General features: G+C 37.5%; 14 protein-coding genes and 1 pseudogene. 5 read left to right on the top strand and 10 right to left on the bottom strand.

Features of this window, described 5'->3' with window-relative positions; genetic code table 11:
- Nucleotides 1–405: 405 nt before the first annotated feature.
- Nucleotides 406–1,203 (bottom strand): annotated as a pseudogene (gene rsgA, locus JNUCC51_RS13435) (ribosome small subunit-dependent GTPase A); the annotation flags it as partial.
- A 369-nt stretch (nt 1,204–1,572) separates the two neighbouring features.
- On the opposite strand from rsgA, the gene JNUCC51_RS13430 reads away from it, so the two are divergent.
- Together JNUCC51_RS13430 and JNUCC51_RS13425 are read left to right on the top strand one after the other, a co-directional pair.
- Nucleotides 1,573–2,655 carry a type III polyketide synthase gene (locus JNUCC51_RS13430; RefSeq protein ID WP_337988482.1) on the top strand — a complete coding sequence of 361 codons (1,083 nt, stop codon included), beginning with the start codon at nt 1,573–1,575 and terminating at the stop codon, nt 2,653–2,655.
- Nucleotide 2,656: 1 nt separating this feature from the next.
- A complete protein-coding gene (locus tag JNUCC51_RS13425; protein ID WP_337988481.1) occupies nt 2,657–3,199 on the top strand; it encodes an isoprenylcysteine carboxyl methyltransferase family protein in 543 nt (180 codons plus the stop codon).
- A 24-nt stretch (nt 3,200–3,223) separates the two neighbouring features.
- On the opposite strand, the gene JNUCC51_RS13420 is transcribed toward JNUCC51_RS13425, so the two are convergent.
- A complete protein-coding gene (locus tag JNUCC51_RS13420; protein WP_337988480.1) occupies nt 3,224–4,417 on the bottom strand; it encodes a GTP-binding protein in 1,194 nt (397 codons plus the stop codon).
- A gap of 168 nt (nt 4,418–4,585) precedes the next feature.
- Here JNUCC51_RS13420 and rpmG point away from each other — a divergent pair, with 168 nt between their 5' ends.
- Entirely contained in the window at nt 4,586–4,735 is a 150-nt protein-coding gene (gene rpmG, locus JNUCC51_RS13415) for a 50S ribosomal protein L33 (RefSeq protein ID WP_053481849.1), read from the top strand.
- Nucleotides 4,736–4,816: 81 nt separating this feature from the next.
- Here rpmG and JNUCC51_RS13410 read toward each other — a convergent pair whose 3' ends face one another.
- The 4 genes from JNUCC51_RS13410 to JNUCC51_RS13395 all read right to left on the bottom strand — a co-directional run bounded on the left by JNUCC51_RS13410 (nt 4,817) and on the right by JNUCC51_RS13395 (nt 7,254).
- Complete coding sequence (locus tag JNUCC51_RS13410) at nt 4,817–5,611, bottom strand: hypothetical protein (protein ID WP_337988479.1); 795 nt, start codon at nt 5,609–5,611, stop codon at nt 4,817–4,819.
- Nucleotides 5,612–5,625: 14 nt separating this feature from the next.
- Nucleotides 5,626–5,922 (bottom strand): hypothetical protein, encoded by a 297-nt coding sequence (locus tag JNUCC51_RS13405; protein ID WP_337988478.1) that lies wholly within the window; start codon nt 5,920–5,922, stop codon nt 5,626–5,628.
- The gene (locus JNUCC51_RS13400; protein WP_337988477.1) at nt 5,915–6,307 is read right to left on the bottom strand and encodes a hypothetical protein; all 393 of its coding nucleotides are present in this window, start codon (nt 6,305–6,307) and stop codon (nt 5,915–5,917) included. The genes JNUCC51_RS13405 and JNUCC51_RS13400 overlap by 8 nt, the downstream gene beginning before the upstream one ends.
- A 305-nt stretch (nt 6,308–6,612) precedes the next feature.
- On the bottom strand, nt 6,613–7,254 hold the full coding sequence (locus tag JNUCC51_RS13395; RefSeq protein ID WP_337988476.1) for a BMQ_0737 family morphogenetic spore coat protein: 642 nt from the start codon (nt 7,252–7,254) through the stop codon (nt 6,613–6,615).
- A 357-nt stretch (nt 7,255–7,611) separates the two neighbouring features.
- Between JNUCC51_RS13395 and JNUCC51_RS13390 the strand changes: the two genes are divergently transcribed.
- On the top strand, nt 7,612–8,928 hold the full coding sequence (locus JNUCC51_RS13390; protein ID WP_337988475.1) for a hypothetical protein: 1,317 nt from the start codon (nt 7,612–7,614) through the stop codon (nt 8,926–8,928).
- Between the two features lie 248 nt (nt 8,929–9,176).
- Nucleotides 9,177–9,782: an exosporium glycoprotein BclB-related protein gene (locus tag JNUCC51_RS13385; RefSeq protein WP_337988474.1), complete on the top strand. Its 606-nt coding sequence runs from the start codon at nt 9,177–9,179 to the stop codon at nt 9,780–9,782.
- A 143-nt stretch (nt 9,783–9,925) separates the two neighbouring features.
- On the opposite strand, the gene JNUCC51_RS13380 is transcribed toward JNUCC51_RS13385, so the two are convergent.
- The 4 genes from JNUCC51_RS13380 to JNUCC51_RS13365 all read right to left on the bottom strand — a co-directional run bounded on the left by JNUCC51_RS13380 (nt 9,926) and on the right by JNUCC51_RS13365 (nt 12,633).
- Nucleotides 9,926–10,438, bottom strand: coding sequence for a YfiT family bacillithiol transferase (locus JNUCC51_RS13380; protein ID WP_443136952.1), 513 nt, complete (start codon nt 10,436–10,438; stop codon nt 9,926–9,928).
- Nucleotides 10,439–10,811: 373 nt separating this feature from the next.
- Nucleotides 10,812–11,288 carry a DUF4871 domain-containing protein gene (locus JNUCC51_RS13375; protein WP_337988472.1) on the bottom strand — a complete coding sequence of 159 codons (477 nt, stop codon included), beginning with the start codon at nt 11,286–11,288 and terminating at the stop codon, nt 10,812–10,814.
- A 92-nt stretch (nt 11,289–11,380) separates the two neighbouring features.
- Entirely contained in the window at nt 11,381–12,031 is a 651-nt protein-coding gene (locus JNUCC51_RS13370; RefSeq protein ID WP_337988471.1) for a hypothetical protein, read from the bottom strand.
- A 401-nt stretch (nt 12,032–12,432) separates the two neighbouring features.
- Complete coding sequence (locus JNUCC51_RS13365; protein ID WP_337988470.1) at nt 12,433–12,633, bottom strand: hypothetical protein; 201 nt, start codon at nt 12,631–12,633, stop codon at nt 12,433–12,435.
- Nucleotides 12,634–12,863 lie beyond the last annotated feature (230 nt).

The raw sequence follows: 12,863 nt of genomic DNA, 5'->3' as shown, positions 1-12,863 counted from the left end.
TTTCTAATAAGAGCCACATTTTTCTTCCGCCATTCGCTTGCGGTTTTACTCTCCCTCAAGGAGATAGTCGTTGAACGTCTTCCTTGTCTCATTAGAGATTTAGGAGTTCGCTGCTAAACATCCATTGCCAAAGCACTTAGCGCCACCGTTTTCCGTTGTCACGATGATCCTTTACGGACACTGAGTAATTTTTTTCAGCTTATGCCATCCTTGTTGTTTTTTCTGCTTTCGCACCGTTACGTCTGCCGTTTCCAGCTCCGCTTTGGTCACAAGGCTTTAGGAGTTAAAAGCAATTAACGTGGAGTTCGCACCAATCGCTTGATACGAAGGGTATTCTGTTATAAATCTATGCTTCTATACAGATTTGTATAGGTTTGTTTAAATTTGTTGTAACAGTTTAGTTACCCATAATTGAAGCTCTCGCATTCCAGGCGTATCAATTAAACAACCGCCACCCGGCAATAGAACTAACTCACGATGTGTTGTTGTATGGCGCCCCTTCGCATCATCTTCTCGAATACCCGAAACCTTCATAAGCTCTTCACCACTAAGCGCATTCGTCAATGTGGATTTCCCTGCACCAGAAGAGCCAAGCAATGCTCCTGTCACACCTTCCGTAAATAGCGCACGTATATCTTCTATTCCCTCTCCTGACAGAGCGCTAGTCACAAAAATGTCTACACCGAACGCTACAGACTCAACCTCACGTATCATGCTTGCTACATCTTCACAGAGATCAGCCTTCGTCAATACAACAACCGGCTTCGCGCCTGAATCCCACGCAGCTATTAAATAACGTTCTAAACGACGAATATTAAAGTCAGCATTTAAGCTCATAACTAGAAGTACGATATCAACGTTCGATGCTACAATCTGCTCTTGTATTTCCAGTCCCGCGGCCTTGCGGGAAAAGGCTGATTTTCGTGTAAACAATTTATGAATAATCGCCTTTTCCTCACCAGGCATTTTCTCAACTAGCACCCAATCTCCCACTGCCGGGAAATCATCACGTGCTAATGATGTATACGCGTAATGTCCAGCAATCGTAGCTAGCCATTCTCCTTCTTCTGCCAGAACACGATAGGAATGCTTATGCTCTAAGGTAACCCTAGCCGGTACACAATTCACCAGTTTAGACTCCTGTTTAAATCCAGTCATTTGCTCTTCAAAATATGTTGAAAATCCTAAAGTTGTTAAATTCAATTTGTTTTCCTCCTAAATGTACATATCACTTTTAATCAATCGATAAAAACATAAAAAAACCTTGTCTCTGCGCAATTCGGCAGTTACAAGGTTCACAGGCACATTTAAGAGAATATACAAATCACCACAATTGTGATTTAAATACACTGCGTGGTCAATTTATATATTTTAGGCGTGTGAAATTGAACAAACCGAATTGCAGTTCGTTAAAAACGGATCTATTCATCATGTCACATCACCTACTTCCGATTTAGTTATTTTCAATATAGCGAAATATTCCGAAATTGTCAATTATAATCTAATAATCATGTATCCACTCCCCCCCTGCATACAATGAACAAGACCACTATTTCCGAAGGAGATGTTGAATTGTCAAAAATCATTTCTATTAGTACATACCAACCACCGTACACATTACAACAGACAAATGCGGAGGAGCTAACAAAGGAGCTTTTTCATGAAAAGATCCCTAAATTAGAACGTTACTTAAAAGTTTTTGAGAATGGTGGAATTGCAACACGTCATTTTTGTGTACCACCAGAATGGCATCGTACCGATCATTCGTTTGAGGAACGTAACGATTTATATATTGAACTAGCTACACAATATAGCGTTGACGTCATTCAAGCCTGTTTACAAAATGAAGCGTTTTTACAATCACCGATTTCTCCTAAAGACATTGATGCCATCATTTTCGTGAGTTCTACTGGCATTTCCACACCAAGTATTGATGCACGAGTTATGAATAAACTTCCTTTTTCAGACAGACTTAAACGTATTCCACTCTGGGGACTTGGTTGCGCTGGTGGTGCGGCCGGCATTAGTAGAGCCTATGATTTTTGTCGTGCCCATCCAGAAGCAAAAGTTCTTGTCGTTTGTGTCGAGCTTTGTAGTCTAACCTTTCAGCCAAATGATTTTTCAAAAAGTAATTTAATCGGTGCCTCTCTTTTTGCAGATGGAGCCGCATGCATACTCGTCTGTGGAGATGAAGTGAATATTGCAGTAAAAAAATCAGTACCAGCTATTATCGGGACTGGATCTAAATGGATGCCAGATTCAGAAAATGTTATGGGTTGGAATATTAAAAATAATGGTCTACATGTCGTTTTTCAGAAAAGTATTCCTGCTATCATCACCAATTGGCTCGGGCCATTCATTGAACAATTTTTATTGGAACATGAGCTATACAGTGAACAGCTTAACCATTTCATTGCACATCCTGGCGGTAAAAAAGTGTTAAAAGCTTATGAGGATACTCTGTATCTAGCTTCCAAAAAAACTGATATTTCTCGGGAAATATTGAAATTTCACGGAAATATGTCATCTCCAACAGTGCTATATGTATTAGAGCAATTTATGTTAAACGAAGGACAAGTAGAGGATACTGGTTTGCTCGTCGCTCTCGGCCCTGGCTTCTGTGCTGAAGCTGTATTACTTAAATGGAGGGAGTAGCATGATTATTTACATTATTTTAATCCTCGTCATTCTACAAAGATTGACAGAAGTTTTCATTGCAAAACGTAATGAAAAGTGGATGCTTTCACAGGGGGCATATGAAGTTGGTTCCTCTCATTATCCATATATGGTTTCCTTACACGTCGGTTTTTTCTTATTTTTAATTATTGAAGTAGTTACTAATCATAAAAGTTTATCGCCTTTATTTCCGCTATTGTTCTTATTATTTATTGCCGTTCAAGCATTACGCATTTGGTGCATTCGTTCATTAGGGGAGTTTTGGAACACAAAAATACTCATATTGCCTGATGCCAAAGTTGTACGGAAAGGCCCGTACACATATATGCGTCACCCAAATTATGCAGTTGTTTGCTTAGAAATTATTCTTCTGCCTTTAATGTTTCAAGCATACTTCACAGCATTTTGCTTTACACTTTTAAATGTGACAATGCTATCCGTACGCATCCCAATTGAAGAAAAGGCTTTGCGAGATGCTACAAATTATAATCATGTATTTCAAAAAAAGATTTCGGAATCCTAGCCGAAATCTTTTTTGCCTTTATTTTTAATGCCATTCCCAATTGAACGGATCTTGTAAACTCTCCCATGAATTATTAAACTCGTCTTCCGTTAATAAACACTTGTCCAAATCTTTTATAATCGCCTCTTTATTTAATTCAACACCAATTATAACGAGCTGCGTCATGCGATCTCCAAATTCCTCATCCCAATCCTCTAGTACCTCGGGGCTTTGCAAGAAAACATCCTGCTGTTGTTCCTTTGGTAAAGCAGCTACCCAATAAGAAACGGGCTCTATTTTTGTCGATGAGCCTGCCTGTGATAGCAATAATGCAACATCTTGATGCTTTGCACTCCAAATAATTCCCTTTGCTCGGACAATCGTTTCTGGCATCTGGTCACACCATTCTACAAATCTCATTGGATGGAATGGTCTTCTACGCTTATAAATGAAAGAAGAAATGCCGTACTCCTCCGTTTCCGGTGTATGATTTTCATGACCAAGCTCTAACTCCTTTAACCAACCAGCAGATTCTGATACCCGTTCAAAGTCAAAGCATCCCGTATTTAAAATTTCAGCTGGCTCTATTACACCGTTTACTGTACGAATTAGCTTGGCTTCAGGCTGTAAGGCACGTAAAATACGCTCTAATTTTTTAAGCTCTTCATCTGATACTAAATCACATTTGTTTAATACAAGGACATCACAAAACTCGATTTGGTCAATGAGTAAGTCGGCAACATCCCGTTCATCTAATTCGCTGACTGCCTCCTTACGCTCTAAAAGGCTTTCACCCGACTGAAAATCATGCCAAAAACGATTCGCATCTACAACCGTCACCATCGTATCAAGCTGGCAAAACTTTGTTAAATCAATACCAAGCTCCTCGTCTAAATAGCTAAATGTTTGGGCAACAGGTATTGGCTCGCTAATTCCCGTTGATTCAATTAAAATATAATCAATAGTACCGAGCCTTGCGAGACGCTCCACCTCCTGCAATAAATCCTCGCGTAGCGTGCAACAAATACAACCATTCGATAATTCCACAAATTTTTCCTCTGTTCTTGAAATGCCGCTTCCATTTGCAATTAGTTCTGCATCGATATTAATTTCACTCATATCATTGACGATTACAGCAACACGCATATCTTTTTCATTTTGTAAAACGTGATTCATCATTGTTGTCTTACCAGAACCTAAATAACCACTTAACACTGTAACAGGGATTTTCTTTGTCATCTTTACAACTCCTTAAATCGTAATCGTTACTATTTACATTTTGTAATTAAAACATAGAATCCTACAAAACGCAACGCTAAAAACTTTACGGAAATACGATATTGACATATTTCATTAAAAATAATAATGTATAAAGCGTAATAATTACGATTTAAAGGAGGTTATTTTATGCGTGTACAAGTGACATTGGCCTGTACAGAAACAGGTGATAAAAACTATATCACCACAAAAAATAAACGAACTAATCCAGAAAGGCTGGAGCTTAAGAAATATTCCCCGCGTTTGAAAAGAGTTACATTACACAGAGAAACGAAATAATATGTATTACGTCTAGAATCCCCTAGTAACATAAAAATGGCTGTTTCATCTTACTTTTGAAACAGCCTTCCACAACATACTTTATACAGTTTTATTAGTATATATTTCTATAGTTAGCTCGTTTAATTTGTGCTCCATGTCATCAAGCAAGCGTAATTTCTGATTTAACTGCTTTTCATAATCCAGCGATTGAGCCAATACTTTATTTACTTGAACATCTAAGTTAGTAAGTACCTCAGGATTCATTATCGTTTTTCCACTCAAAGAAAACTTATGTTTTTTTACATCCGCTAATTCTTCCGATAATTTTTCTATCTCAGCGCTTCTCATCTCGGCTAATTGCTTATTAAGATTGTCTGAATTAGCTAGTTCTAAACGAGATCTTTCAATGGCTTCAATTATAGTCTTCATTTGTTGGCTAATATCCTTTGTAAAAACATTCAACTTATTTTCAAGGCCATCCACTAATGTCTTATAAGTAGCATCTGAATTCACAGAATGAATTTCATCTTTAGTAGATTTTAACGCTTCCTTCATTAGTTTATTTTCTGCACGCAGTTCTTCTAATTCTTTTAATAACCCTTCTATAGAGGAAAGTTGTTTTTTCTTCTGGATTTCTCTTGCTTGTATATCTTCATAGTAAGTTTTTAGTTTTTTTTCATGCTCTCTCTTCTGCTTTAAAAGCTCCATCGAAAGATCCTTTTTCTGTTTCGTTAATTGAACATTTTCTCGCTCTAATCTCAGTACCAGTGAATAATAATCACTATCTCTGAGCCTTTTAACTTCATTTTTATATTTCGTTAATTCGGCTCTTAAAAAAATGATCATTTGCTGCAGCTGAACAGGATCATTGTTTTTAACAATATCATTATCCACGCTTGCACCTCCTATCACGACAATTTTTTAAGTAAACTAATCACTTCTTCAAATTGCTCCTTACTATCCTCTAACATCTCATCTAGCTGCTTAATAAGCTTAATCTCTATTTCCTCATCACCAATTTCTCCAGTTCGGCCCTTTTCTCCTGACATTAAATAGGCAATAAGTAGATTCAATGTGCCTTTTTCGAGATAAGCAAAGCTGTTATTTTTCATATTACTAGAGTTAGATAAATTCGTAAGCTGTTCCTTTATTAGTTGATGGACAACACTATCTATTTTTTTATTTATATTTTCAGACTCACTCATTTTCATCCTCCTGTGTATGACTAATTCCATTGAGATTAATAGGATTTAAGACAACGATGCCCTCTTTTAGCTGATCACAATATGTAAAACCCATGATACTTCCTGAATAAGAAAGACTATGACCCCATTTGATTTGAAAGTTAGGGAATGATAATGTTTCATTTGGCTCTAACGTCGTTTTTCCAATAGGTCTAAGCCAGAATTCCTCCTTGCTTGATTGATCATTTATCCGCTCCCAGCTACTGTTTCCTTTTAATTTTGGTGCGAAATGTTCATAGACATACCTTCCAGAGAAAGAGAATGGAGAGTCTTCAGGCAGTTTTATACATAGATACGGATTTGTTATAGGCTGATTACCTATATTTCGAATATGATAAGAGCCCAAGCATAAGCTCTCCTCATCAGGATTATAAGAAATATTGAACGAGGATGTGAAATAACTAATGATGTTGACACTATCCGGAATAATAAGCCCCTCAACCGTTTTTTTTATTTCATGAACATAAAAATCCGTTTGTTTTTTAAGTTCATTTATCTTTTCTTCCACATGACCGATACGAGTAGTTATAATTAGTACCCCCTTGCCAATAGTATTAAATTAATCAACTCACTGTCTGAAATCCTTTCATAAAAAAAAAGAGAGGATTATCCTCTCTTTACAATATGATTTTGTTCTATGTGTTAGTACCATTAACCAGCTGGTGGTGGGAATACAGCAGGGCATTGCGCTGGGCGAACTACACCCGGACATGCGAATGGTAATTCTGCTCTTGGCTCGCAGAAAGTCGCTAAGAATTCCACAGTAACTGGGAATGTAGATTGAATACTTTGGCAAACTGATATAGTAACTGTTAATGCAGTAAATGTAATTGTGCCTAATCCAGCAGTTAGAGTTCCTGTTGAACAAACGAAACAATCTAAATCTGTGAATAAAATTTCTACATCTGTCCCTTTCGGCGCGCATAATGTAACTTGTTCACAACGTGATACGGTAATAGGAGTGCTTGTAAACCTAACACCACTTGGTAAAGTAACAACTAACGTAACAGTAAAGTTCTTTTGAATAGTCAGATTTTGAAGACATACCGTTGCACCATCAATGGTGAATTGACGATTCTCACGGTTCAAAATAACAACAGGGTTAGTTGCACTTGGAACTACATTACATGTAACTATTGCACCAGTAAAATCTGTCGTTGCTGTTACTCCTGGAAAAGTAATTGGGCCTGTAGGAGAAAACTCAAACGTGGCTTCCTTTACAATCCAGTCAAACACCTTATCGACGTTTATACAAATTGGTTCCTGCAATTGGGATGGCATATTATCGTGCATCCTTTTGACACCTCCATAATTTTTTTACCTTTCGTTTGTATCTTATGTTTTCTGACTAAAAGTGCATGGGCTAAAAAGTGATTTGTTCTGATTTTTATTAATCAATTATGTCTCGGCATAATTTTGTAACTACCGCTTCGCTTTCGCTACTAAAACACTTGTACCTGTCGCTACGCTTTCGGTACAGAAAACAATTGCTGAAAGAACTTAAAATACTTAAGTATCGATATGTATCGTTTTTGCTTAATCTCCTCTTATTAAAGTGAAACTAAAATGTTTGAAAGGACCGGTATATTTGTAACAGAAAGTAAATATTTTTAATAAAATATTAATGGACTGAAAGGGGTGAAATGCAAAATGGAAGATTCAAAATTGTACTGCACTCAAGACATTGAGAAATTGAAGCAAAAAATTGAAGCCTACAAGGACACGTTAATTTCATTAAAAACGGGAACTTCAATTGAAGATTATTTATTTATGAAAATGGATTTTGACGGGATTAAAACGCAAATGGCTCTTTTAGAAGGGCTAACTGAAACAATAGATGATAAGCAAAATCCACAAATCGGAGGCTATGAGGAGCAGATAAAACTTCTATCGGCACAAATAGAGTCTCTGAATCAAACGATTGAGGAAATGAACCTAGAAATACTAAAGGTTTTAAACAAATTACTCACGACTGAAAATACTGAAGCTACAACCACTACACCTAAAACTGAAAACACATCTAAATCTATTGCTAACGGTGTACAAAGCGATCCAATCATTACACAGACAACAAGCCAAGCGGCGGTTGCATTAAAACAACCATCTTATAAAATGTTACAAAGTTTGGCAGGTAAAGCAAGAAATACGCAATTAGATGTAAATAACGGTATACCTTCTGCTCACAATGGAAATCAAAGAAATGTACCCGAAGAACGTCATTTTAATCAACAATATTTTCAATCAATAAATACTCATCCAAACCAAATATATAATGGCTTATATAGAAATACCACTACCGAATCCACCATCCATTTTAAAAACGCGACCTACACACAGGAAATTCCAATTAGTGTTTATGAATCTAATACTTTACCGAATGCCGATATCCATAATTCCACTGACAATGACCTTAATTCGGAAGGTTCAGCTAATTATAGAGAATCCGAAGATATTAATAACACTGTCACTTTATATGGAATGAGCTCTGTAATAACAAATGAGCCTTCCATCCCTGTAACTTCTGAAGTAGTTAATGAAACTGTCAATACACCTGTCATTCTTGAAGCAGCTGATACTGTTAATGCACCTGTCATTCTTGAATCGGCTGATACCATTAATGCACCTGTCATTACCGAAACAGCTGATACTGTTAATGCGCCTGTCATTCCTGAAGCAGCTGATACTGTCAATGCACCTGTCATTCTTGAATCGACTGATACTGTTAATGCACCTGTCATTCCTGAAGCAGCTAATGCGGTTAATGAGCAAGGGGACATAAATAAATCCCCTATTTTAAAAAGTGATGAATTTGAGATTTTTGAACCCACTTCAGAGGAAGTGTATGAAACCCATACACCAATTGAAGAGATAAACAAGCAACCCGAGCTAAAAGAAGAATTTCCTGAAGAAAGCCCCAAAAAAGAAAAGGGTTCTTTGTTTTTCAATTTCTTTCGAAAATGGAGCTAGTTTAAAGCTGTGGTGTACAGTGTATAGTTACAGTGCAGATTTATACGATAAACCGTCCAATAAGTATGAAAATACATATTGGACTTTTTTCTGTTCAATTTAGCGGAAAGTCATATCATTAGAGAGACAAAAACGCCTCTAAAGAAGCCTCCACATTTTCACATATAAAAACTGCAATGTAGTTAATGGCCCTACCCCTATAATCTTAGCTGAATAGAATAATGAAGAAAGGGGGTGTAAAAATGTGTATGAATAATTCAATGTGCGGCTGCTCTAATAATCAAAATGAGTGTCATGCACTTGGTCCTTTTGAGGCTATAGACGCTGCATGTATTACTACTCCACCAGCAACAGGCTCCATTATCCCATTCGCATCAGGAATTGTGCCTGTTGTTTTAGCAGTAGCTGCTGGTGGCGCGATCGCTACAGTAAGTATGGTAGGATTCGGTACGTCTATTCCAGGGGTAACTCTTACTGGTATAAATATAGATTTAACAGGTGCTACTACTGGAATGGAGGCCTTTTCAGTTCCACGTGATGGTACTATTACATCTATTTCTGCGACCTTCTCCGCAATAGCTGGTTTAACCATTACAGGAACAGCAACAGTCAGAGCACAAATTTACCGCGCACCTGCGGGAAGTAATGTTTTCAGTCCTACAACAGCGTTTGTTGATTTGGCACCAGCTCTCTCAACAGTAGTATTAGGCACTATTACATTTGGTACTAGAAACGTTACACCAGTGCCAGTAGCTGCTGGTGATCGTTTATTAATGGTGTTCTCCGCTACTTCCTCAGGGGCTGCTATTACTGCTCTTACTGGTAACGCAAGTGCAGGTATTAATATTGTATAAAAGATTATGTTCGTAGGTTAGATTAAAGCTACCATATAATATCATTATCCGTGTAACATACGATATTCACTTGAAAACAATTTCAAAAAGGCGATTTCCTTCCAGATCAGGAAATCGCCTTTTTTCCGCTCTGGAAAAATTTTTTATTTAGCCAAAGCAATTTGAATATGTGCAAGATGATGCTTCCCATGCCAAGCATATAAGGCTAAGGCCTTTTCAAGAGTCATTAACCCTGAATCAGGATGATGAAACGCTCGCTGTAATTGCTCTTCTGTTAAGCATTTCAGCAAATAAACCCATCGTTCATGTAAACCCTCAATTAATTTATATGAGGCTACGACAGGCATTTCTGCGTCCGGGAGCTTTGCCCATTCTTCCTCATCGTAAGGCTTAATCGTTGGAGCATCCTCTGTCAAAGCTAACTTAAAACGGATAAAGCTATTCATATGACTATCTGCAATATGATGGACAAGCTGCGTAACCGTCCAGCCATTTTCTCGGTAGGATTTTGTTAATGCTTGTTCACTTGCTCCTTTAAGTGCCTCTGCTAGTTGTTTCGGTAATAGACGAATATCCTCCATCCATTCCTTTACTTGCTGCTCTGTAACGACTTCAGGAAATTGAAATTGTCCAATTGGATATCGTAAATCGATCATATAGCTTTCCTCCATTTCTATTTTCTTACTTTTTATATTACCAATTTTATATTTTTGTCGCCATTGACAATCAATTATGCCTCGGCATAATTGCGTCCGGAATCGGCTTTGGGCCAACAGATGTTTTTTGTGCGAAAGCGTAGTGCTAACGCAGCGGCAGCAACAAGATGTTGGTCACTCAGTCGTTGCCACAGGACGTGGCGTTCTTAGACTGAGTTCCTCTATTTCAGCGGATGTCTTTTGTACCGAAAGCATAGCGACAGGTACAGATGTTTGGACACCCGCTGAAAGAAGTTAATTCTTCTAAGCAAAACCCTCATTTTGTAAAATTTCATCTTACAAAACGAGGGTCATTGTGTTAAATATTCACTCTCTATTCATTAATATCGTAAATTAACGTATCAAAATAACTATCATTAATATACAGTAAAATCGCCCATTCACCGGGTTTAGGGATTTTCACACTTGAAGGTGTATGAGCATCTGCACCATTAACAGGTCCACCAAGCCCTATAGTCCAACCTTCTACTAATATAGGATGCACTGTTTTAGATTCTTTATGATACCCGACAATAGTTAACTTGTTATCACGACCTTCTTCAATTCCCCAAAGATGCCACATCCATTTTTGAGTGCTTAAACTTGGCATATTGACCCCGATAACGCCTGATTTATTTGCATTACCGATGATAGCTCTTTCTCCAAACTCTACTGCCTTTTTGTCCCAATCAATTGATTTAAAGTCATTTACATTCACAAAATCAGGTAAATTATCCGGCATAGAAACTTTTTCCTCATTACAACCTGCCAACAATAACAACACTGTTATCATAAGTACCCATCGCTTCATTACTACACTCCCTACAAGTCATAGTTATTTCCTATGAAACGAATGTATTGCACAAATTATTACAGAGTATTCAGAAAAATAAATGCATTCTTTTATTCTATAGACCTCATCACAAATTTAACTAACGACTTTAGTGGATGTGTAATCGTTAAAGTTGACTCTTTTTCGAATTGCCGTGCAGCCTCAACCATTGAAAGTTGTGAAACTGCAATATGCTGCTGTTCCCCTGCTACATCATGAAGAGCCTGTATAATAGCGCTATTATATGCATCCCTTTTTCCTTGGATAATCAATTCGAACGTTTTGTCGATAACTTTTACTTTAGTATTATTCGATTTTGCATGTAGTATAGCGTATTGCTGAAGTCTGTTCATCGTACCTTCTACGGTTTCAGGATTTGTAAAAAGAATCGTTTGAGGCTGTTTTTCTTCACATACTGTTTCAAAGAACGGCTCATCGATTTTTATAATTGGAATAGAAAGTTCCAGTTGTTCTTCCTCTAACAATGCAATATAATTCGTGCACGTTATTAAGATAGCGTCCATATCACAACTTTCCATCCATTCGAGTTGCTCTTTCACCTTAAAGCCTAACCCGTCAGTCCCTTTTGAAACTTGCTGTATAAGACCTGGATCCACAAAATGGACTAGCTCTACCTTCTCAATGTTTTGAAATGCCTGTTCTATATACTCAATATTTGAATGATGTGCATGTAAACATCCAAGCTTTTTCCTCAAAAGCATCCCCCCTAATTCGTAAGCTGTTTCTCCATTGTCGCTACAGAAAGAGCGATACCGTTACGATTTTTTTCCTTTTTTTCTTTTGTGACAATATACCCCAATGAGTGATATCACTCAATATTTCTTGGTACACTCATACGTACTTTACATTCACTAACCGTTTTTCCATTCGTACGTGCGAATTTTTCAATCTCTGCAATTAATACTTTAGCCAATCCTTGTCCTTGCATTTCCAGAATAACAGATAATCTAAAAAATCAATTACGCCTTGGCGTAATTGCGTCCGGATTTTGAATTGTGCCTGCACAATTCATTCCTTTCAAAATCCGTGACATCCGCCGGAGGCTTTATCTTCATTCAGAGTTTGGACACCCACTTAAAAGGAACTACATCCGTTATTCATCTCAACATCTTCCGAGGGGGTAGTTTTCTGCTGAATGAAAATAAATTCCACGAGCACTAAGTGTGAATCTTACCATCGCAACTGGTTGCTCACCAATATATTCGATAAAGGCATGCTCTCCATTATTCATCGCTTGTTCAATCGTTTCAATTGTTTCACTTAGTGCACTTGATGGTGGTGTTGCATGTTCATACTCTATCAATTATGCCTTGGCATAATTGCGTCCGGAATCGGCTTTGTGCTTGCACAAAGAACTCCTTTCCGATTCCGTGACATCCGCCGGAGGCTTTAAATTCTTTCAGCGGGTGTCAAGCGCTGAAAGAATTTAAAGGCCAGTAGCATAACGTTATGAATTACTGAAGCATCCTTTACCTACGCTAACATAATGTTCATCTGTCAACACTCCTCCTTTTGTTTAAAAATACATTATAA

Source organism: Lysinibacillus sp. JNUCC 51 (assembly GCF_015999525.1).
Taxonomy (GTDB): domain Bacteria; phylum Bacillota; class Bacilli; order Bacillales_A; family Planococcaceae; genus Lysinibacillus; species Lysinibacillus xylanilyticus.
The sequence above is the reverse complement of the archived record's forward strand: the minus strand, read 5'-3'. Positions and strand labels throughout refer to the sequence as shown.

Bases quoted from the DNA above. Each gene is read 5' to 3' on its own strand.
- JNUCC51_RS13405 (WP_337988478.1), bottom strand. From the start codon at position 5,922: ATGAGTGAGTCTGAAAATATAAATAAAAAAATAGATAGTGTTGTCCAT.
- JNUCC51_RS13370 (WP_337988471.1), bottom strand. From the start codon at position 12,031: ATGCTTTTGAGGAAAAAGCTTGGATGTTTACATGCACATCATTCAAAT.
- rpmG (WP_053481849.1), top strand. From the start codon at position 4,586: ATGCGTGTACAAGTGACATTGGCCTGTACAGAAACAGGTGATAAAAAC.
- JNUCC51_RS13375 (WP_337988472.1), bottom strand. From the start codon at position 11,288: ATGAAGCGATGGGTACTTATGATAACAGTGTTGTTATTGTTGGCAGGT.
- JNUCC51_RS13395 (WP_337988476.1), bottom strand. From the start codon at position 7,254: ATGCACGATAATATGCCATCCCAATTGCAGGAACCAATTTGTATAAAC.
- JNUCC51_RS13380 (WP_443136952.1), bottom strand. From the start codon at position 10,438: ATGATCGATTTACGATATCCAATTGGACAATTTCAATTTCCTGAAGTC.
- JNUCC51_RS13420 (WP_337988480.1), bottom strand. From the start codon at position 4,417: ATGACAAAGAAAATCCCTGTTACAGTGTTAAGTGGTTATTTAGGTTCT.
- JNUCC51_RS13390 (WP_337988475.1), top strand. From the start codon at position 7,612: ATGGAAGATTCAAAATTGTACTGCACTCAAGACATTGAGAAATTGAAG.
- JNUCC51_RS13385 (WP_337988474.1), top strand. From the start codon at position 9,177: ATGAATAATTCAATGTGCGGCTGCTCTAATAATCAAAATGAGTGTCAT.
- JNUCC51_RS13425 (WP_337988481.1), top strand. From the start codon at position 2,657: ATGATTATTTACATTATTTTAATCCTCGTCATTCTACAAAGATTGACA.